The organism is Alphaproteobacteria bacterium (assembly GCA_030680745.1).
In the GTDB taxonomy this organism is placed as follows: Bacteria; Pseudomonadota; Alphaproteobacteria; order JAUXUR01; family JAUXUR01; genus JAUXUR01.
Map to the genome: position 1 here is coordinate 1 of JAUXUR010000016.1, position 20,718 is coordinate 20,718.

The window sequence follows — 20,718 nt, forward strand, 5'->3', positions numbered from 1 at the left end:
TTTCGTATGATGATATATTACTCATGTGTAAGATCCTTTCTGACCGTCAAGCCGAAATGGATCTTACACTATTACTGAATCTGAAGGCCAAGCCTTTATAGTCTCCCTAGTCAAACTAGGGGCTTACCTATCATTGAGTTATATTATCAATTTTAGGTGGTTATTTCTTTCCCGTATAAGGACAAACAGCTTCAACATTTGAATGTTCTGGATTGGGATAACGTTCAAGCGACAACAATAACATTTTTAAAGATTTATTGAGCCTGCTTAAATAGAATCCACCTATAATTTTAAAAATTTTAGTCAGAATAAAAACAGGAAATGAAATCATCATGCCAAAAGCAAGATAAGTGAGGGATTGTTTTAATACATGCATAAAATCATTGGGTGCAAAGGATGTTAACACGGTAATCATTTTTATGCCGCCCAAAGTTGAACCTAAAATACCACCAAGCAATGCCATGAGTGCCACAAGATTAAGCCATTTAAGGCGTTGATAGACTTCTTTTTTATGATTATCAAACCATGCATTTAGTACTTCTTGGCGTAAGGTTCTGTCTTGGTTTTGATGTGCAAAAATAAGACTTAAAGCTTCTTTAAGAGCGCTTGATCTAATTTTAGGGCATTCATCGGGATAGCGTCCTGCTTCTAATGCTTTTTGAAGATGCTGGCAATCCATTTTAGGTAATTGTTTTAAAGTTAAAAAATATATAAATCTTTCTAAAATCAAAGCTAGCGCTAAAAAAGAACAAGTCATTAAATAATAAAACCAAAAAGAATGTGTGCTGAAATCTAAAAAATGCATTTTTATTCCTGTTTAATGATAAAGGGGATTGTAATTTCAATCCAACCTTCAATAAATTGACCATTTTGTTGGTGGGGCTCGATCAAGCCGCCCCATTTTTCTTTAATTGTTTTAAAAGCTTCTACGCAAAAAAGTCTATTGCCCTTATGACGTATTATTCTAATATCTTTGATTTGAGAAGTTTTGTCGATTAAAACTTGGAGCGTTACTTCACCTTCAAGTCCCATATCAAAGGCGCGTTTAGGATATGGTGGCATAATTAATTTGCCACGTAACTTTGCTTTTTCAATAGGCATAATAGGCGCTTCATGTTCACTAGTACCTAAAGAGGCATTTTGTTGTTGGTGATGTGCGGCGTTTTCAGGTCCATGCACATTATTTAATTCATTTTTAGAAGACGTAATGTTTGTTTGTATAGTGTTTTTAGGGGGGGCAAGCATCTTTTTGGGGGTGGTCTTAATTTTAGGTACTTGTTGAGATTTAGGTTTTACAGGTTTTAAAATAAGTTTTTTTGTAACTTTTGGTAATTCTGTTTTTGGCGTTTCTATCTTTTGTGGCAAAGCGTTTTCATCGATCTGCTGAATATCCTTTATCAGTTCAGGTACAAGTGAATTATCAATTGATTCTTCTTTGATTATTGCCGGGATAATATCTTGTATGGATTCGGGTGAAATTTCTTGTACAACATCTAAAATAGAAACTTCATGAAGCATTGATGTAGCTGACACTTCATCAGAAATACAAATAGAAGGCTCTAAAATTGCAACCTCATAGGTAAGCAATGTCTCGCCTTTTAAACTTTCTTTTTGATTAAGATGCGGACAGACAAAAAAGGCAAAAAAATGAAGGCCTATAGAAAGTGTGAATGCAATTGAAAACCGATATTTTTTAAGAATAAGTCTCAATGCATCCACACATAATTAAATTAAAATATTACAATTTGAAACCCAGGCTTAGCTTAAAGTTTCGTCCCATTTCAGGGATGTTCGCTAAATGTTTACGATAATATTTATTGAATAGATTATCAACACCGATATTGAATTCTATGCCTTTTGCCCAATTTTGTTGCGGTAAATAGGACATAAAGACATCATGCGTTGCAAAACCATGTGTTTTCTGTGGCGGTGTTTGCTCTGTTTGGTGACGTGCACGTTTTTGTTCACGATTGAAAATTGAACGCCAGCCTAATTTTGCATCAATTTCAGGTAAATTGGATCCTAACGTGAATGCAAATTTCATAGGCGGGACGCTTGCGATGCGACTTGCATGTGTTTTGTCATATCCATTCAAAGCAGAAAAACCAAAACCACCGAAAATATAATTGGATTCGTAAGCACCTTCGCCTTCAAAACCACGAATACGGGCTGAGGTAATATTTTCAATGGTCGTCGTCATCATACGAACACGACGTTCAATAAAATCATTGGCATGGGTTACAAAATAAGCCCATTTTGTTCTGAATTTATCTTGTTCCATGAAAATATTATCAAAAGTGAGGCCTAGACCAAATTCAGTTGTTTTAGCGCGTTCAGGGCTTAAGTTAGGGTTGGGTATAAAGAAGTTTGGAAAACGGGTCATAAAATGAATGCCGCCGCCATAAAGTTCTGTTAAGTGAGGTGCTCTGAAGGCTTCAGCATAGGATATGTACGTCATTAAACAATCAATGGGACGTAAAGTTGCTGAAAAAGACGTCGAGCCATGATGGTCATGTCTTTTAGGTAATTTAAGTTCTTTTGCAGGATGTGCATTAAAAGCATCGTGACGATAACCAGTTGCGATACTTAGCTTTTTAAAAAAAGTTATTTCTTCACGAATATAAAGACCAGTATTTGTAGCATGGGCTTTTGGAAATTGCGCGCGGGTTAAACCATTCCTGAAACCTTTTTGATCATCTTTGAAATGTTCAACACCATAGGTGATTTTAAGACCAAAATCCTCATTTGCTTTTATATTTGTCGTATTATAAACATCCAACCCATTGGTCGAAAATTTTGTTGTGTCAGCGCGTTTTAAGCGGGGCACAATATCATTGTTAACTTTATCTTTAATGTTTGTGTCTGTATTGTAAATTTTAGCATTTAAATGTACCCAAGGGTTTTCATCATTTTGGTAAACATATCCCAATGTGCTTGTTAATTGTCTTGTATCACGCAATACTGGAAAATTTAAATCTGGTCCTAAAAACATATTTAAATTAGACATTCTTAAATTAATTTGATCTGAATTTAAAAGATTAGGGGTAGAAAGTGTCGACAAATTATCTTTAAAAACTAAAAAGGAACCTGTTACTTTATGGGAGTCTAAAATATAAGCATTTGCTTTAAACAAACCAGATTTAATTTCGTCCGCTGAATAACGGATTTTTTTATTTTTACCAGTTTTTAAATCGTCACTATCACGAAATACAAAACTTGTAAGACCATCGATGCGATCTTCATACCGACCATAAAGAGATGTATTGGCTAAAAATTCTTTTTGATTGCTGCCATAGCCTATTTTAGCTTTAGCACCCCAATCTTCACCTTTACGCAAAAGATCTTTAGCCTCTAAAGTTCTAAAACCGACAATACCACCAATAGCACCACTTCCATAAAGACTTGATTGAGGTCCACGCAATACATCAATTTCGCTTAAAAATTCAGGATCCATAAAGACGCCGCCATTATGTCCAAAATTAAAATTTTGTCGTGCACCATCAACGCGTAAAACTGTTCTATTTTGACCGAAACCGCGAATATTTACTTGTTCAGCTGTTTTACGGGGTCCCCCTGAAATTTCGACTGAAGGTGTCATTTTAAATAGATCGGAAAGGCGTTCTGCTTGGATGTTATTTAAATCATCTTGATTTATATGGCTTGTGGATCCAGCAACATCAAAAACTTTTTTTTCAGTTTTTGTTGCAATAACCGCCATATTATCAAATTTTGTTATGGGTTCATGAGCAAAGGCTGGCAAAAAATGAGTAGCAAATAAGATTGCTATTATTGTCAAACGACCAAACATAAGATTCTCCAAATCTAAAAATCATGCTTGTGCCTAACATATTTTCATTTTTTCTATAAGGCTTGTCGCGCATAAAATAGTTATTTTTTTTAGGCTTAGATTTAAATGCAACAGATCTTGCTTTATACAACGAATGTGTATAGGTCTTTACTAATGCTGTATCAATCTCTATGTTTTTGTATATAGTTCACATAACGCAATTATTTTGTGAGGAAAAGAGTGACGCTTGTAGCGCCAAGAATTACAGGAAATCCAAGGCAACTTCTTAAAAGAATGCGCGATGTGATGGCAGCCCGTGGCACAGTCGCCCATCGGTTGAATCTTATCGTAAAATTAATTGCAACAGAATTACGGGCCGATATTTGTTCTCTTTATTTACTAAAATCTAATCAAATTTTAGAACTTTATGCGATTCAGGGCGAAGACATTGAACATGCACAACTTAAAAAAATAGTTGTGGGGCAAGGTCTTATCGGATCAATCGCTTCAAGTGCACTTCCTATTGCGCTTAATAACACACAGCCTTATCACTTTATGAACCAACATGAACACACTGAAAAACAACAAAGTTTTCAATCTTTCATGGGCGTTCCTATTTTACGAGACGGTGAAGTTATTGGTGTTATTTCAGCGCAAAGTTACGTTAATCGTACATATCTAGAAGATGAAATAGAAACACTTGAAATTATAGCAACTGTATTTGCTGAACTTATCGCAGGCGGACAATTAGTTAATTTAACAGCGCCTGAAACAGTTATGTTGCCAGCACGTCTTGAAGGCAAACGTATTATTTCTGGCATTGCGATTGGTCAAGCTTTATTACATCAACCACGCATAGACCTTAAAAGATTACTCGCGGATAATCCTGACATTGAAATTCAACGTCTTGATAAAGCTTTAGAAGATATTAATAAAGCAATTCAAACTTACGTTAAACGTGACAATGTTCAATTCAAAAGTGATTACGAAGAAGTTCTAGAAAATTACCGTTCTATTTTTAATGATTTCAGGTGGATCACTAAAATAAAAGAAGCCATTTATGAAGGTTTAACGGCAGAAGCCGCTGTTTATAAAGTGCGTAACGATACACAAGCCCGTTTCAAACAAATCCAAGATCCTATATTTCGCGAAAAATTATCAGAATTTGAAGATCTTAATAACCGTCTTTATTACCATCTGACAGGTCAAGAAAATCTTGGCAAACGTAAGATTCCATCTAATGCCATTTTGTTTGCACGTAATATGGCGAGTGCTGAATTGCTTGATTATGATCGTGACTCTTTAAAAGGGCTCGTCCTTGAAGAAGCAACCATTCATTCTCATGTCGCGATTGTTGCACGTTCCCTAGATTTACCTTTTGTAAGCCATGTTGAGCAAATTCTTAACAATGTTTATGATAATGATCCCGTTATTTTGGATGCTGAACAAGGCATTATTTATATCCGCCCCCAAGAAGATGTTTTAGAATCTTATCAAGATCGTCTTAATTTTCTTAAAGAAAATTTAAATTACTATTTTAAGGGACTTGATTTACCTTCTTCCACACAAGATGGATCTAAAATTTCGTTAAAAATTAATGCGGGCTTTCAATCAGATCTTAAAAATTTAAAAGAATACGGCGTTGAAGGCGTTGGTCTTTATAGATCAGAAATACCTTTCATGGTGAAATCGAAATTTCCGAATGTCGCAGAACAAATTGAAATCTATCAATCTATTTATAAAATTATCGGCGATTTGCCGATTAATTTTAGAACAATTGATATAGGTGGGGATAAAATTCTGCCTTATTTAAAATTACAAGGCGGGGAAGAAAATCCTGCAATGGGTTGGCGTTCTTTGCGCATTACTTTAGATCGTCCTTTTATTTTGCGTCAACAAATTCGCGCTTTGCTTGAAGCATCACAACATAAACAACTTAATATCATGTTTCCGATGGTGACAGAAGTTGCAGAATTTTTAAAAGCAAAAGAAATTTTAGATTTAGAAATCAATCGTCAAAAAGAAAAAAACAAATCATTACCTAGCAAAATAAAAATTGGCGCGATGATCGAAGTGCCAAGTATTATCTGGCAACTCGATCAATTATTACCTCATCTTTCTTTTGTTTCTTTAGGTACAAATGATCTTGCACAATTCTTTTTTGCAAGTGATCGCAATAATGCGTATTTAGGTGAGCGTTACGATGTTTTATCACCCTCTTTTTTAAGATGTCTTCAGCATGTTGCGCAAAAATGTAAAAAAGAAAATGTTGATTTATCGGTTTGTGGTGAAATGGCTGGAAGACCATTGGATGCCTTGGCTTTAATTGGCTTAGGCATACAAGAATTAAGCGTTTCATCTTCAAAGATTCCTGCTTTGAAAAAAATGATTTCAACAATTTCGTGCGATATTATAAAACCCTATCTTGAAGCATTGATGAATGCGAATGATCATTCTATTCGCGAAAAATTAAGACAATTTGCACAAGATCATGGTATCGTAGTACACTGAGTCTAAGTTTTATTCTTATAAGAGTACATTATGTCTGAAAATGATTTAAACCAAGAACCTGTTAATTCTTCTCGTATCGAATTAGGAGAAATTTTAAAAAAAGAACGTGAAAAACTTGGTTTGTCTTATGAAGATGTTGCTGCAACCATCCGCATTCGAGCTACCTTGCTAAAGGCTTTAGAAGCAGGTGATTATGCTTCTTTTTCATCAGTGACTTACATTAAAGGCTTTATTAAATCTTATGCACAATTTTTAAAAATTCCATTTGAGCCTCTTTTTGAACTTTACGAAAAAGAACCACACGAAAAAATTCCTTCTGCCCATCTTAGTTTTGCTGATGTCCCAAAATCAAAAAAAGGGCCTGGTAAAAAAATTATCCTAAGCGCCAGTTTTTGTTTGATTGTTTTAGCTTTGATTAATATTAACTGGGAAAAAGTAAAATCATTTATTGAAGAACGATATGATATACCAGAACGTTTAGTGCAAAATTTATCTAAAGAAGGTGACGCAACTGTTGTTTTGAAAGCCAATGAAGAAGCATTGTTGCAAGAAGAGCCTGATAACATTGAAACTCAACCCATACCTATTGTAGAACAATTAACGCCTTTTGGTGATGAAAAAATTTTTCTTATTGAAATTCCTAAAACCAACAAGCCTATTCTTAAATCTGATAAAGCAACCTTAGTCCCTAACCAAAATGCGTGGATAGAATTATATAATGGGGAAGAGCTTCTTCTTAGAACAGAATTAAAATCCATTCAAAATTATTTAATGCCTAAAAATAATGCTACGACGTTGTTAATCAAAGGCACGAATGACGTTAAAATTTTTAATGATGAAAAAGAGATAAATCTTGAAAAATCATTAACCTGCGATGATTATCATTGTAGTTTAGTTGAGGCTGCAGGGTAATTAAGAAGTTATTTTAATAGGGGTATGTAGATGGGCTATGATTCAACAAATATTTTTGCAAAAATTTTACGTGGGGAAATTTCTTGTAAAAAAGTATATGAAGATGAATTTGCATTAGCCTTTCATGATATTCATCCTAAAGCACCTGTTCATATTTTACTCATTCCAAAAGGTGCTTATGTTTCATTTGAAGATTTTGGTGAAAAAGCAAGCCCTCAAGAAATTGCAGGATTTTTTAAAGCGCTTAGTAAAATTTCAAAAGATATAGATGAAACTCAAAAAGGGTGTCGTATTTTATCTAATAAAGGCATCAATGGTGGTCAAGAAGTGCCTCATTTTCATATGCATTTATTTGCAGGCCGTCCTTTAGGGCCGATGCTTGCTTCATGAACATGTTGAATTTTAAAAAAATATAAGCATATTTATTTTTTTTATTCATAAAATATTACCTTTTAAAAAATTAAATCGTCTCTGCACTTGATTTAGGATTTGGGATTGTTTTTAATGCTTGAAGGATAAATTCTCTTGCAGGTTCATTTAATTTATTTATGTAATAAGATTCCCATCGATTTGATTTAATTAATAAAATTATAATTGCAACTAAAATTGCTACGATTATAGCTATACTGTATTTATAACGTTTTTTCATAGTTCTTTTCTAAAATATAATTTGGCCATGTGACCCTCATTTTGATAACCAAGATTTTTATAAAATTCATGGGAACCATCTTTCGCGCGTCTAACACCAGAGGTCAGATCAATGACAACGGGACTAAATTGTTTGCCAAAGTCTTCAATAAAATCAATAAGTTTCTTACCAATCCCTTGACCGCGATAATGTTCATTCACAACAAGCGCTTCGATATGAATGCGTATTTTATCTATTACAAAAATAGTAGACTTTGACCAAGCTACAAAACCAATAATCTGGTCTTTTAAGCAAGCAAGGCCTATGCCATAACCATCAAGATTTAAAAAAGAATCGAAACGTTCCTTAAACATATCAAGATTAGTTGGATAACCAAGTTGCGTCATAAACGGTAATAAACTTTCAATATCTTTTTTATTTGCCCTGCGTACGATAATCATTGTTTAACTTATTCTTCTCTTTTAAACTGACGAGCCATAACAGTTTGAAGTTTAAATGCAACCTTATACCCTGCTTTTATTTTACATTCTTGGAATAAATTTTTCTGCGTCTCAATTAATAAAGCCCCTGAAAAGCTTCTATACAATAATCGTCCTGTTTTTTTCCACGTATTAGCATAACATAATATGAATTTTTTATTAATACCCGGAAAATAAAGCATATGCTCACGTTTTAAAAACGCATTACAAAACTTTTAAGCATCGTGGATACGTACATCATAATGCCGTTGATGTTGCCTTTTCGGTATGATTATTTTTAGAAAAAACTATAGTAATTTGTTAACACGTTTAAGTATTTTTATAAAAAAAAAGGGTTGTTGACTTTCACGCACAACAACCCTTTTTTAGTTTAAGCCGCTAAATTAAGCAGCGCGTGCTCTTGGTTTAAATGGTTTGCGACCATCTTTATCAAAGGATTTTGCACCAGAACTTGGGGCAAAACTCTTCTTTTGAAAGTCTCTTTTAGGTTTATCAAAACCTGCTTTAGGTGCCGCACCATCACGTGAAAAACCTGGTTTCGGACCGTCAAATTTAGGTCTTTCAGTTCTAGGTCTGTCTTCACGGGGTCTATCATCACGCGGTCTGTCGTCTCGGGGGCCTTTTGAACCATCGAAAGCTGCGCGTTGGGCGCGTGGGCCTTCAAAACGTTTAGGCGCTGTTCCATCTCTGTCAAATTCACGACGTGGAGGTTTGGAGAAACCGCCTTCGCGTGGTGTGTCTCTGGAGAAACCTTCACGATTGCCTTCAAAACGTTGTTTAGGCGCTGAGGAATTATCTCTGTCAAACTCACGACGTGGAGGTTTAGAAAAACCGCCTTCGCGCGGTGTGTCTCTAGAAAATCCTTCACGATTGCCTTCGAAACGTTGTTTAGGCGCTGAGGAATTATCTCTGTCAAATTCACGACGTGGAGGTTTAGAAAAACCGCCTTCGCGTGGTGTGTCTCTGGAGAAACCTTCACGATTACCTTCAAAGCGTTGTTTAGGCGCTGACGGACGGTCGTTATCAAATTCACGACGTGGAGGTTTGGAGAAACCGCCTTCGCGTGGTGTGTCTCTGGAGAAACCTTCACGATTGCCTTCAAAGCGTTTTTTAGGGGCTGAATCATCTCTGTCGAATTCACGACGTGGAGGTTTGGAAAAACCACCTTCGCGTGGCGTGTCTCTGGAGAATCCTTCACGATTGCCTTCAAAGCGTTGTTTAGGCGCTGATGGACGATCAAAATTATTTTCTTTGGCAAATTCACGACGTGGGGGTTTTGAAAAACCTTCTGTGCGTGGTTTATCAGGCGAATAATGGTCGCGCGGTGCGCCTTCAAATCGTTGTTTAGGTGCTGATGGACGATCGTTATCGAATTCACGACGTGGTTTTGAAAAACCACCTTTACCGCCGCCTTCAGATTTAAATCCACCAAAAGGTTTTTTAGGATAGAAAGGATCTTGTTTATCAAAATCACGACGACGATTTTGACCAAAAGATTTTGAATTTTTATTAGTCGATGATTTAGATCCACCATTTCTGGGTGTTTCAATTTTTTGATCTGGATTCATTAAGCGTTGAATCTCGCCCCATTTTTTTGTTTGTTGTGGCGTGATCAAGCATAATGAAAAACCTGTTGCACCAGCACGTGCTGTACGGCCAATACGATGGATGTAATCTTCAGGACATTGAGGCAAATCATAATTAATAACATGCTGAATATGCGGAATATCAAGTCCACGCGCTGCAACATCGGTTGCAACAAGAATTTGTGTGCGGCCAATACGGAAACCATGAATAACGCTTTCACGTTTTTTCTGTCTTAGATCGCCATGAATCGCTGAAACGCGATATTTTTCTTTGTACAAATTATTCGCCAAGCGATCAGCACCAATTTTCGTTTTAACGAAAATAATAACAGAACCTTCACGTTCACTTAATTGTGACAATAATTGTGGATATTTTTCTTCTTCAGAAACTTTAAGAATATCTTGCTTAATAGCTGCAGCAGGTTTGAAATTTGATCCAACCGAAACACGTTTTGGATCTTTAAGATATTTCGCTGCTAATTTTTCGATGGTGACAGGAAAAGTCGCTGAAAACATCATTGTTTGACGATTTTTGGATAAATGCGGAATAATTTGATCTAATTGAATACCAAATCCCATATCAAGCATACGATCTGTTTCATCTAAAACTAAGAAATGTACATTCTTTGTTTTGAATGTGCCGCGTTCTATATGATCGATCACGCGACCAGGTGTTCCTACAATAAGACGAGGATTCGCATTAAGCTGTTGCATTTGGCCTGGATAAGGATCACCACCAATTAATAATGCTGTTTTAAGATCACCACGTATGGCTAAAAGTTGTCTAATGGCCGTATGAACCTGCTGTGCGAGTTCACGTGTCGGCGTTAGAATTAAAGCGGATTCATATGGATTTGCCATCAATTTGGCAATTAAAGGAATACCAAAAGCAAGTGTTTTGCCGGTACCTGTTTGTGCAGAACCCATAACGTCATGATCATTCATGGCTAAGGGAATTGCTTCCAATTGTATAGGCGTGGGTGCTGTAAAGCCTAATTTATCAATATATTGAAGAAGTTCTTCTGGGAGACCCATCTGGTGAAAAGCGTTCATTGTTGACCTATCTATATTATTGTCAATTGTTTTCTCTTTCAATCGACTACATAATATAGGATGGAAGAGATTTTTACGGTATAAGTTCTTATATACCTATTATGCAAATTGTTAGGATTATCAGATTTTGGCATTGCACTATTATTGTGTCTTTAAAACAAAGAGTATCTGTTTAGCCAATTATTTTCCTACCTATACCAACAATTTTCAATTGTGGAGGTTGTCAGATTTCGGGATTCGTCATGCTGATGTATGAAAAATACATTGCGCGTGCCTCACCACTTATCTTCCTACCCACATTTTGAAATTCTTTGGGTATACATTTTGAAATAAGAACGGGATAATTTAGAAAATATAAAATTTTAGTTTTTTCTAAAAAGGATTCGCTTATTTAACGAGGACTATATATCTTTTTTGCTTAAAAAGCAAGATAAGAATTTAATCTGTATAAAATTAGTGATATTTAAAACTGAACATTATTTTCTTTGCGAAAATTTTATCATTCTGCACTTTTTTTTTCACTCAGATATTTTGACTTTTGGCCATCCATACGCTGCAACGTAGGGCAAATATTCATGCTATTTATTGCGCCCTAATAATCTTTCAGTTTCAAGGAAATTCGACTCTGCGGAATCGCCAGATAGGCATGGATAATCCAAGGAATTGCTAGTCATTTCCAACATTTATTCATTTTTTGTCTTTCAGATAATATTTAGATTTTTATATTAAGATTACAAACTGTTATAGCGTACCAAAGATTAAAAAACAATCCAGAGAAAAGGTCTATATATATGATTACTTTATTGCATTGAAGTAAAATTTCGCTGGTAAATTCTGAACCTACAACGAGACACATGATCCAGAGAGCATGCGTCTAAAGTTATTTAACCTATAAAACCTATGAAAGTCAGCATTTCCATGATATCTTTAACATGTTTTTATTGTAACAAAGTCAAATCGTATTAATTGCTTTGTTTACATTCATTTGTGTCCATAGAAACTAAACAAATAGTTTCGAAAGAGGTCTGATGCTTAAATTTTTAATTATTTCAGCCATTATTATTTTTATAGTATATAAGATTAGAATTTATATGATCCATTTGCTATTTCCGCAACTTAAGGGCGAAAATGCAAAAATATCAGATCTACATTATTGTAGATCATGTAAAAGCTTTCATTTGGAAGGTGATCAGCATTGTAAAAATCCAAAGAAAGATTCTTAATACTATAGATGCAAAAGCATCATTGTTTTCAACAGTTTTAATAATAAACTCAACCAAACCCTTTAAAATTTCTATTTTTAAGATATATTAGTAAGGGTATGCAAGATTTTAAATAAGCCCTTAAAGGAAAAAAATGGCACGCACTTTTCTACTCCTAGCAGGACTTACGGCTCTTTTTGTAGGTATAGGCTTTTTAATTGGTGGCACAAGCGGCATGATTATTGCGCTTGTTATTGCTTTAGCGATGAACTTCTTTTCTTATTGGTATTCCGATAAACTTGTTTTAAATATGTATAACGCGAAAGCTGTAACGCCTCAAGAATCGCCTGAACTATATAGTATGATTAAAGAGCTTGTCATGCGCGCGCAATTGCCTATGCCTAAGCTTTACCTCATTCATGAAGATCAGCCCAACGCATTTGCAACGGGTAGAAATCCAGAAAATGCTGCCATTGCTGTTACAACCGGTTTATTAAATGCTTTAAGACCTGACGAGGTTAAAGGTGTTATTGCTCATGAACTCGCGCATGTCAAAAATAGAGATACGCTTATCATGACAATTACTGCAGGTATTGCAGGCGCCATTTCAATGTTAGGTCATGTGGCACTTTTTACATCACATAGCAACGATAGCAATAACAAAACAAATATATTTGGTACAATTCTTATCGTTATTTTAGGCCCTATTGCTGCCATGCTCGTTCAAATGGCTATTTCCAGATCACGTGAATATGAGGCTGATCGATTGGGTGCACTTATTTGTGGACATCCTTTGTGGCTTGCAAGTGCGCTTGAAAAAATGCAAAACGCGGCACAGCATATTGAAAGTCCCAAGGCAGAAAATAATCCTGCAACAGCACATATGTTTATCATCAATCCTCTAAGCGGACATTTAATGGATAATTTATTTTCAACACACCCAAACACCCTTAATCGCATTATGCGTCTTAAAAAAATGGCAGGATCTAACCCATGGTCGTAAGCATGCCTATTGATCGTCAAAGCTTTCTAGAAAAAGAAGGTGTATTGCCTCGTTTTCTCGTTATTAAAGCATTAGAAGCATTATGGCAAGGCAAAGAAATTGATTTTACGCATAGTAAAGGCTACAAACAATTAAGCCAAGAAGATAAGGGTTTTTCTAAATTACTTTATCTTACGGTGATTAGAACGTCCGGACAATGCGACGCACTTATCGATTCGTTAGTTCTTAAAAAGATAGAAAAAAAGAATATGATGATACGCGATATTTTGCGTTTAGGGATTGTACAGCACCATTTTTTAAAAACATCTTCTTACGCGATCGTAACAACGGCGCTTCACTTAATCGATCATTTGAATCAGAAAAACTTTAAGCCTTTTGTGCATGCTGTATTAAGTAAAATCATTCGAAATGAACATCAATTCTTGATCAAAGAAACAGGCGTTGATAAAAATTTTCCTGAATGGATGTTTAAGCGTTGGCGTAATAATTATGGTCTAGGCAAAGCGCAAGAAATTGCCTTCGCTTTTTCAAGAGAAACGCCTACTGATTTTACCATTAAAACTGATCCGGATATATGGGCCGAAAAACTTGGTGGCACCATTATACCTTTCAATACAATTAGATCTTATCGTCAGTCAATGATCGAAAGTTTAGAAGGCTATCATGAAGGTGAATGGTGGATTCAGGATTGGTCATCTTCTTTACCCGTTAAATTACTCAATCCTATTAATGGTAAAAAAGCACTTGATTTATGTGCAGCCCCCGGTGGTAAAACAGCACAATTAATAGCTTATGGTCTGGATGTAACCGCAATTGATAATTCAGCGCATCGATTAAAAAGGTTACACGAAAATTTAAAACGTCTCAAAATGCAGGCAAATATCATTCAAGAAGATGCAATCACCTGGAAAAGCAAGGATAAATTTGACTATGTCCTTGTTGATGCACCTTGTAGTGGCACTGGCACTTTTAGACGTCATCCTGAACGTAGGTTCCTAAGAAAAGAAAATGATCTTGATTCATTGCTTGAGATTCAAGAAAAAATACTTTTAACAGGTATGAAGCATTTAGCAAATGAAGGCACATTAATATATTGCACCTGCTCACTTGAACCAGAAGAAAATACACAACAAATTGAAAAAGCGCTTGCTCATTACAAAACTATAGAACGTGTTCCATTCACATTGGAAGAGGTCCAAGGTATCAAATCCATTTTAACACCCTCTGGCGATATACAAGTTTTACCTTTTGAATTATCAGAGTTCGGCGGCGCTGATGGCTTTTTCATCGCACGTTTAAAAAGAAAACAAGCTATTTCTTGCAATGTTGAATAATTTTTGATATAAGTTATTTTCGAGTTTTGAAATAAGGGGTTTAGACCGTGAAAAAGAATATCCATCCAAATTACCATGAAATCACCCTCATCTTAACGGATGGCACGAGTTACAACACGCGCTCCACATGGGGAAAAGAAGGCGACGTTATGCGTCTTGAAACTGACCGCACTTCACATCATGCATGGGTAGGTGGTACACAAAGAATTCTAGATACTGGCCAATTGTCACGTTTCAACAAACGTTTCAAAAGCTTTGGTTTGGACAAACAATAAAATATTTGACCCAAAACCTACTAACAATCCAGCTGTTTCCCTGAACCAATGAGAGCCAAGGGCTCGAATGCCGATTCAGGGTCCATATAATAATCATGATCGAAGATCATGACATGCTTTAAAAAAAACTTTAGAGTCATGCTTTCTCGAGCATGAATCTCGTTTTGGATCCTGAATCTGCTTTCGTTGCTTTGCTTCAAGGCGTTCAGGAAAACAGTGATGCAAGGCGTATAAAATTAAAAATTATCCCCCAATTACGTTAATACTAACCAATTATTTCTGATTAATCATTACCTCTAAACGTTCAACCCGTTCAAATAATGTTTGACTACGATCAAGCAATGATTTGAGTTTACCTGGAATGGGTAACTTTGTTTGTTCTGGATCAAAATCAATCCAGCGTCTTAGACTATTGCGACCTTCCTTACCTTCATCAGAATGCATCTCGCCTGTATGAACAGCTTTTTGAACCAGTAGCCATGCCATAATATCCGTCAATTGCGCTGTAAGACGCATCGTAAGACACGTAAGTGCTAACCTTATGGCGGGTTCCGCTTGCTTTGCTTGATTTGGCTGATATGCTTCTAAATAATCTCTAACCTCGACGAGCAATTTTAGGGCATCATCATAGGTTTTCCCAAAAAATGCTGTTGCATATATTTTACTGCCCATTGTCTCCTCCTAACGTAATAACTTATGTGTCGTTGTATTATTATTTTGGCGTAATTAAGTTAAAATTAGATTAAAAGAAAAAACTATATCTTTAAATTTTTTTTAAAATTATATTATAAAGGTGGGTAAGTAAATAATGAATACATATAAGTATGAAAGAAAGAAATATAGAACTGAATAGTTTTTTTAAAAAGAAAAGGCCCAGCATTATACTAATATTCTGCTGGGCCTTATTATATTAATCGATTTCTTCTGCTTCGCCTTTTTTAGCGCCTTCTTCTTGCATTTTTTGGAATTTTTCCATCATTTCTTTTTGTTTCTTAGCTTCTTCTTCACGTTTTTCAAGAAGTTCATCAACTAATTTTGGATCAATACCAGCTTTTTTAGCAGCATCCATACCTTTTTTCAACGCATCTTGCATTGCAGGCATTAGGCCTTTGCTTGTGTCTTGCATGACTTTTGACATTTCTTCCATAACTTTAGGCATCATATTTTTTTGCTTTATGCCAGCGGGTGATTTCATAAAAGCAGTAATTGCTGCAAGATCTTCTTCAGTGAAATGCTTGTCATAAAGACCAGCTAATTGTGGCATGACTTTGCCATAAATTTCTTTGGTGATACGAATTAATTCTTCTTTAACAGCTTTTGTAAAAACTTCATCAAATTTAGTTTGTTGATCGCCAAATTTACCTTTAAATGGATTGGGGACATTTTTAGTAATTTGTGCAAATGATTGCTCAATTTGTTTGTCTGCTTCACTTAATTTGATAACTTCGTCAATAAGTGCTTTTTTGTCAGCTTGTGCAAAACTTGTTACAAGCACAAAAGCAAGGGGAAGGGCAAAACGTTTAAACATAGGTAAGATTCCTTTGGAGGGTTCAAATAAATTTCTAATAGGCCCATCATACAAAAAAATTCATAAAAAATCAAAAAATGTTTGTTTTTATATTTTTTTTGATAAAAAGATCGCCAATTTTGTGCCCTGACGAATCATTTGCCTCAATACAGGATAACAAGGTGCAGCTTTTGCAAATTTTTCAATACCTTGTTCCTTATGATGAATTTCATCATTTTGAAATTCTTTGATTTTATCCTTTAAATCGTCATTCAGTTCTGGATGCTGTAATTGCTCTTCGTAATGTTCTTCAATAACTTCCTCAACAGCAACAGTGCATACCATGGCAGCACGTCGTCCCAAAAGTGCCGTTCCAGCCCCCAAAGCAAAACCCATCACACGCCAAAAAGGCGTCAAAATTGTAGGTCTTATATGTTCATTTTTTAATTTTGTATCAAAATAAGCAAAATGATCCTCTTCTTGAGACAGCATTGTTTCGATCATTTTTTTTGTCTCACGTCGTCTTAATACGGCAAGCTGACCTTTATAAATTTGAACAGCGCCAAATTCACCCGCATGGTTGACGCGTATCATTGATTCATATTCTTTATTTTTCATTTGCTACTTCTTTTTTTAATAATACCTAAAAATGATAATATCATTAAAAAACAGGACAAAATAAAATTATATCCCGTCATTGACAGCCCAAATAAAGACCATTGTACGATTGCACATTGAACAACTGGTGTTGCAAGGATTTGTTTGCGCATTTCATCGATGTCATCTTCGTCACCCAAAGTTGATCCGCATATTTCATGATCTGTCCACCAAGCTTGCTCTATACCAAAATGGTAAAAACTAATACCAACATTTGCCGCAAATGTAAAAAATAGAAATGCATAGAGAACAAAGCGAATTTTCGATTTTTTGTACAAAAAAAGCCCAAAAACGCTTAACCCTATCGCAATCCAATAAGGATAACGTTGATACAAGCAAAGGTTACAAGGTTCGAGCATATCAACATATTGACTGTAATATGCATAAGAAAGCACAAAAAAAGAGGTAAGCCCAAAAAATGCAAACATCAAAAAGTGAAATGATATTTTCGAAAAAATAACTTTTTTAATTGCCATCATGTAAAAACCTATTGACCATTTTCAAAACTTCGTTAAGATTCAAACTCGTTAATGCCCCTGTGGTGGAATGGTAGACGCGGCAGACTCAAAATCTGTTGTCTTTGCGGACGTGGGAGTTCGAGTCTCCCCGGGGGCACCAAATCTTATTTGTTCTTTTTATTATTATCTTTCCATCCTGGCATCATCCTTCTTAAGATATTATCTTTCAAAATAAAGTGATGGTAAAGACCGCCGACAATATGAAAAGCCGTAAAACCTATAATCACCCAGATCATATATTCGTGTACTTTATTTGCAAATTTTGAAATTGCAGGATTTTTCATGATTGGATCTATTGTGAATAAATCAAAAATTTTAATAGGATGACCCCCAAGCGTTGACATCAAATATCCGCTTATAGGAATAATCAACATCGAAAGATAAAGTGCCCAAATCACACCTTGCGCCGATTTCTTTTGCCAATTAGGCATTGGTGGATCTTTAGGCACAACATTTAAAAAACGCCAAAAAAGTCGTAGCACTATAATCAATAATGCCAACATACCTAATGCTTTGTGTAGATCAAATAATTTCCATTTTTCATCGCCATCTGGAAAGTCACCCATCACAAAACCAAGCGTAATTTGGCCGATCAAAAAGGCAAAAATAAACCAGTGTAAAAATTGTGTAACGATACCCCAACTTTGATCGCTATTTCGTAAATTCATATTTTCCTCTATATTTTTATTATTGTAAATTTGCCCATAAGATTGGCGCTAACCTATTAAAAGTCTAAATTGACATAATGTCGAGAGGGTAATATGCCCGGCACGACTTCATGCAATAAAGGTCTAAAACTAGGACGTGATTTTATTTTAGCATACCAATCCTTGGCTTCTGGGTGTTTATCCCAGGAAATATCTCCTAAATAATCAATTGACGAAAGATGAGAGGCTGCACAAATATCTGCCAAAGAAAAACGGTCACCTGCAAGCCAATTGCGTCTTTCAACCAAATATGAAATATAGGCTAAATGATTATTTAAGTTGATGGCACCAGCTCGTAAAGCGCTCGATGAAGGTGCGCCACGTCCATAATAAGCCTTAAAAGTTTTCTCTTCCAGCAGATTAACACTTACCTCATGATAAAATTTTTGATTGAACCAACCAACAAGACGTCTTACTTCTGCGCGTGTAATAGGATCCCGACCTAAAAGAGGTCGATCCGGATAGACTTCGTCTAAATATTCACAAATGGGGTTTACTTCAGCTATAACATCGCCTTCTGATTCTACCAAAACAGGTAAATCGCCTGTGGGGTTTAAATTAATAAATTCGGCACGTCTTTCCCAAGGCTTTTCTAAGATAAGATCAAAGCTTAATGATTTTTCAGAAAGACATAATCTCACTTGGCGAGAGGCCGGTGATAGCCAATAATGATAAAGTTTACGCATTTTTCCTTTTTCGTTCAAATTAGGATTTTCGTTATTACAATTTTACGGTAGACTTCTTTTGAATCTTTTTTAAGATCGATAAAAACATAAGGCATGCTATGTCATTAATATTAAATCATTCTATCAAATCAATGCATTTAATAAAAGAATCATTAACGTTTTTGTGTAGAAAATATGCAATGAGCCTTAAAATTGTGCTGAATCCTATTTTTGTGAGTTCTATAAATGACTGATATTAATCCTAAATTGCTTGAAATTCTCGTTTGCCCTCAAACAAAAGGCAGACTTATTTATAATAAAGAACAACAAGAGCTTATTTCCCCTTTGGCTGAATGTGCTTACCCTATTAAAGATGGCATTCCTATTATGCTTATTGATGAAGCAAGACATTTAACAGAAGATGAAATCTTAAAATATAAAAAGAAAACAAGTTAAAAGAAACTTGTTGTTAAAAATGCCATTACATGTTAAAAAAAATACAAATTAACCTAAGTTAGAGTATATTATGAACAAATTTTCTTTGCTTTTTTGCATTTCTTTGTTTTTATCAGGCTGCTTTCATTACGAACCACAAATGTTTGGTGTCCCTCAAAGCATTTGGGTAACACTCAGCGAAGAAGAGCGCGTCCATGTCATTGATGGCTACAATAGGAAAAAAGAGCTTGAAGAAGCTAACCGTCCAGCACGAGAAGCACTAGCAGCCACACAAAAATTATTAGAAAATCAAATGACGATTAATAACAACAATATGAACAAAAAACATAAATACTAATCTTTCGAGCCCTTTGGGTTTCACTGGTCTAGGGAATCAGTGGGTGTGTGTATTGAGAATTGAGGCGTGTCATAACCTTTGGATAATGATGTGACCGCGGAATGTAGAAGAATGGATACAATTTATTAAAATTTATTAGACTTCTTTCGAAACTCGCTAATGTGAGGCGAATGATAGAAGGTTCGGCACAGAAGACCGTTCTGTATCCTTATATACATGAGGATCTGAGTACCGAAACAACACATCAATCGATCACAGTCGTAGAGTTTCGAAAGAAGTCTATTATGGAGTCGATTTGTTAAGATCATAAAAATCTAACAACCTATATCATCATAAAAATTAATATAAATGAATTATTGCGTCGATCTTCTCTTTCATCGTGGTGTAAAATGCGCTACTCTATCTCGCTACAAGGCGGATTTTATGAAAAATAGTCTTGAAAATGCTATGAAGAATTGCAAAATATAATTAAGAAAAGTATAGTGAAGACTCAACTTACCAATGCACGCTAAAGGAAAGACCGATGACATATTTACTCATGCCCAAAGCAACAGCGGCTTGGCTTGTTGAACAGACAGCGTTGACTTTTGAGCAAATTGCAGCTTTTTGCAATTTACATTCTTTAGAGGTGCAGTCAATTGCTGATGGCGACATCATCATTCAAGGTGTTGATCCTGTTTCGTCAGGACAGCTTACCTGGGAAGAGATTGAACGTTGTGCAAAAGATCCAACGGCCAGATTAAAACGCATTGAAAAACAATCAGAATATATTCATGATCGCAAAAGAGGATCGCGTTATATCCCTATTTCAAAACGCGCTGACAAACCAAGTGCAATTGCATGGCTCATTAAAAACCATCCAGAATTAAACGATCATCAAATTATGCGTTTGTTGGGTACAACAAAAGCAACTATTTTGTCGATTCGCAATAGAACACATAAAGATATGCAAAATATTAAATCTCAAAACCCCGTGCGCACAGGTCTTTGCACTGATGAAGGGTTGCGCGATGAATTAAATCTTTGTGCTAAAGGACCTATTATTGCCGAAGATATTTAAACTATAGTATTTTCTATTTT

23 protein-coding genes and 1 tRNA gene are annotated in these 20,718 nt (G+C 35.4%); 11 read left to right on the plus strand and 13 right to left on the minus strand.

What is annotated here, in order from left to right:
• Nucleotides 1–160 precede the first annotated feature (160 nt).
• Genes Q8L85_01005 through Q8L85_01015 form a run of 3 tightly spaced genes read right to left on the minus strand, consistent with a single transcriptional unit; the run spans nucleotide 161 to nucleotide 3,808 of the window.
• Nucleotides 161–805, minus strand: a complete 645-nt coding sequence (locus tag Q8L85_01005) for a MotA/TolQ/ExbB proton channel family protein (protein ID MDP1723266.1) — start codon at nucleotides 803–805, stop codon at nucleotides 161–163.
• A gap of 2 nt (nucleotides 806–807) precedes the next feature.
• Nucleotides 808–1,710 (minus strand): TonB family protein, encoded by a 903-nt coding sequence (locus tag Q8L85_01010; GenBank protein MDP1723267.1) that lies wholly within the window; start codon nucleotides 1,708–1,710, stop codon nucleotides 808–810.
• 28 nt (nucleotides 1,711–1,738) lie between these two features.
• Nucleotides 1,739–3,808: a TonB-dependent hemoglobin/transferrin/lactoferrin family receptor gene (locus Q8L85_01015; GenBank protein ID MDP1723268.1), complete on the minus strand. Its 2,070-nt coding sequence runs from the start codon at nucleotides 3,806–3,808 to the stop codon at nucleotides 1,739–1,741.
• A 219-nt stretch (nucleotides 3,809–4,027) separates the two neighbouring features.
• Between Q8L85_01015 and ptsP the strand changes: the two genes are divergently transcribed.
• Genes ptsP through Q8L85_01030 form a run of 3 tightly spaced genes read left to right on the plus strand, consistent with a single transcriptional unit; the run spans nucleotide 4,028 to nucleotide 7,600 of the window.
• A complete protein-coding gene (gene ptsP / locus Q8L85_01020; GenBank protein MDP1723269.1) occupies nucleotides 4,028–6,298 on the plus strand; it encodes a phosphoenolpyruvate--protein phosphotransferase in 2,271 nt (756 codons plus the stop codon).
• A gap of 30 nt (nucleotides 6,299–6,328) precedes the next feature.
• Nucleotides 6,329–7,210 carry a helix-turn-helix domain-containing protein gene (locus Q8L85_01025; GenBank protein ID MDP1723270.1) on the plus strand — a complete coding sequence of 294 codons (882 nt, stop codon included), beginning with the start codon at nucleotides 6,329–6,331 and terminating at the stop codon, nucleotides 7,208–7,210.
• A gap of 30 nt (nucleotides 7,211–7,240) precedes the next feature.
• Complete coding sequence (locus Q8L85_01030) at nucleotides 7,241–7,600, plus strand: HIT domain-containing protein (protein MDP1723271.1); 360 nt, start codon at nucleotides 7,241–7,243, stop codon at nucleotides 7,598–7,600.
• A gap of 70 nt (nucleotides 7,601–7,670) precedes the next feature.
• Here Q8L85_01030 and Q8L85_01035 read toward each other — a convergent pair whose 3' ends face one another.
• The 4 genes from Q8L85_01035 to Q8L85_01050 form a co-directional block, all read right to left on the minus strand.
• Entirely contained in the window at nucleotides 7,671–7,859 is a 189-nt protein-coding gene (locus Q8L85_01035) for a hypothetical protein (GenBank protein MDP1723272.1), read from the minus strand.
• Nucleotides 7,856–8,299 (minus strand): GNAT family N-acetyltransferase, encoded by a 444-nt coding sequence (locus tag Q8L85_01040; GenBank protein MDP1723273.1) that lies wholly within the window; start codon nucleotides 8,297–8,299, stop codon nucleotides 7,856–7,858. Before Q8L85_01040 ends, Q8L85_01035 begins: the two co-directional genes overlap by 4 nt.
• Before the next feature lie 8 nt (nucleotides 8,300–8,307).
• Nucleotides 8,308–8,520 carry a hypothetical protein gene (locus Q8L85_01045; protein ID MDP1723274.1) on the minus strand — a complete coding sequence of 71 codons (213 nt, stop codon included), beginning with the start codon at nucleotides 8,518–8,520 and terminating at the stop codon, nucleotides 8,308–8,310.
• A gap of 201 nt (nucleotides 8,521–8,721) precedes the next feature.
• Complete coding sequence (locus Q8L85_01050; GenBank protein ID MDP1723275.1) at nucleotides 8,722–10,977, minus strand: DEAD/DEAH box helicase; 2,256 nt, start codon at nucleotides 10,975–10,977, stop codon at nucleotides 8,722–8,724.
• A 1,028-nt stretch (nucleotides 10,978–12,005) separates the two neighbouring features.
• On the opposite strand from Q8L85_01050, the gene Q8L85_01055 reads away from it, so the two are divergent.
• The 4 genes from Q8L85_01055 to rpmE all read left to right on the plus strand — a co-directional run bounded on the left by Q8L85_01055 (nucleotide 12,006) and on the right by rpmE (nucleotide 14,791).
• Nucleotides 12,006–12,200: a hypothetical protein gene (locus Q8L85_01055; GenBank protein ID MDP1723276.1), complete on the plus strand. Its 195-nt coding sequence runs from the start codon at nucleotides 12,006–12,008 to the stop codon at nucleotides 12,198–12,200.
• A 133-nt stretch (nucleotides 12,201–12,333) separates the two neighbouring features.
• Nucleotides 12,334–13,182, plus strand: a complete 849-nt coding sequence (gene htpX, locus Q8L85_01060; GenBank protein ID MDP1723277.1) for a zinc metalloprotease HtpX — start codon at nucleotides 12,334–12,336, stop codon at nucleotides 13,180–13,182.
• Nucleotides 13,173–14,516: an RsmB/NOP family class I SAM-dependent RNA methyltransferase gene (locus Q8L85_01065; GenBank protein MDP1723278.1), complete on the plus strand. Its 1,344-nt coding sequence runs from the start codon at nucleotides 13,173–13,175 to the stop codon at nucleotides 14,514–14,516. Before htpX ends, Q8L85_01065 begins: the two co-directional genes overlap by 10 nt.
• Before the next feature lie 47 nt (nucleotides 14,517–14,563).
• Nucleotides 14,564–14,791, plus strand: coding sequence for a 50S ribosomal protein L31 (rpmE, locus tag Q8L85_01070; protein MDP1723279.1), 228 nt, complete (start codon nucleotides 14,564–14,566; stop codon nucleotides 14,789–14,791).
• A gap of 273 nt (nucleotides 14,792–15,064) precedes the next feature.
• Here rpmE and Q8L85_01075 read toward each other — a convergent pair whose 3' ends face one another.
• From Q8L85_01075 to Q8L85_01090, 4 genes are all read right to left on the minus strand, one after another.
• Nucleotides 15,065–15,463, minus strand: a complete 399-nt coding sequence (locus Q8L85_01075) for a DUF1465 family protein (GenBank protein ID MDP1723280.1) — start codon at nucleotides 15,461–15,463, stop codon at nucleotides 15,065–15,067.
• 238 nt (nucleotides 15,464–15,701) lie between these two features.
• A complete protein-coding gene (locus Q8L85_01080; GenBank protein MDP1723281.1) occupies nucleotides 15,702–16,319 on the minus strand; it encodes a DUF2059 domain-containing protein in 618 nt (205 codons plus the stop codon).
• Between the two features lie 87 nt (nucleotides 16,320–16,406).
• Entirely contained in the window at nucleotides 16,407–16,916 is a 510-nt protein-coding gene (locus Q8L85_01085) for a demethoxyubiquinone hydroxylase family protein (GenBank protein MDP1723282.1), read from the minus strand.
• Complete coding sequence (locus tag Q8L85_01090) at nucleotides 16,913–17,431, minus strand: disulfide bond formation protein B (protein MDP1723283.1); 519 nt, start codon at nucleotides 17,429–17,431, stop codon at nucleotides 16,913–16,915. The genes Q8L85_01085 and Q8L85_01090 overlap by 4 nt, the downstream gene beginning before the upstream one ends.
• A gap of 56 nt (nucleotides 17,432–17,487) precedes the next feature.
• Between Q8L85_01090 and Q8L85_01095 the strand changes: the two genes are divergently transcribed.
• Nucleotides 17,488–17,573 (plus strand) — tRNA-Leu (locus Q8L85_01095).
• 4 nt (nucleotides 17,574–17,577) lie between these two features.
• Here the strand turns inward: Q8L85_01095 and Q8L85_01100 are convergent.
• Nucleotides 17,578–18,141: a cytochrome b gene (locus Q8L85_01100; GenBank protein MDP1723284.1), complete on the minus strand. Its 564-nt coding sequence runs from the start codon at nucleotides 18,139–18,141 to the stop codon at nucleotides 17,578–17,580.
• 56 nt (nucleotides 18,142–18,197) lie between these two features.
• Nucleotides 18,198–18,866 carry a glutathione S-transferase family protein gene (locus Q8L85_01105; protein MDP1723285.1) on the minus strand — a complete coding sequence of 223 codons (669 nt, stop codon included), beginning with the start codon at nucleotides 18,864–18,866 and terminating at the stop codon, nucleotides 18,198–18,200.
• A gap of 234 nt (nucleotides 18,867–19,100) precedes the next feature.
• On the opposite strand from Q8L85_01105, the gene Q8L85_01110 reads away from it, so the two are divergent.
• From Q8L85_01110 to Q8L85_01120, 3 genes are all read left to right on the plus strand, one after another.
• Nucleotides 19,101–19,301, plus strand: coding sequence for a Trm112 family protein (locus tag Q8L85_01110; protein MDP1723286.1), 201 nt, complete (start codon nucleotides 19,101–19,103; stop codon nucleotides 19,299–19,301).
• Between the two features lie 70 nt (nucleotides 19,302–19,371).
• Nucleotides 19,372–19,638, plus strand: a complete 267-nt coding sequence (locus tag Q8L85_01115) for a hypothetical protein (protein ID MDP1723287.1) — start codon at nucleotides 19,372–19,374, stop codon at nucleotides 19,636–19,638.
• 523 nt (nucleotides 19,639–20,161) lie between these two features.
• Nucleotides 20,162–20,698 carry a DUF1013 domain-containing protein gene (locus Q8L85_01120; GenBank protein ID MDP1723288.1) on the plus strand — a complete coding sequence of 179 codons (537 nt, stop codon included), beginning with the start codon at nucleotides 20,162–20,164 and terminating at the stop codon, nucleotides 20,696–20,698.
• Nucleotides 20,699–20,718: the final 20 nt, after the last annotated feature.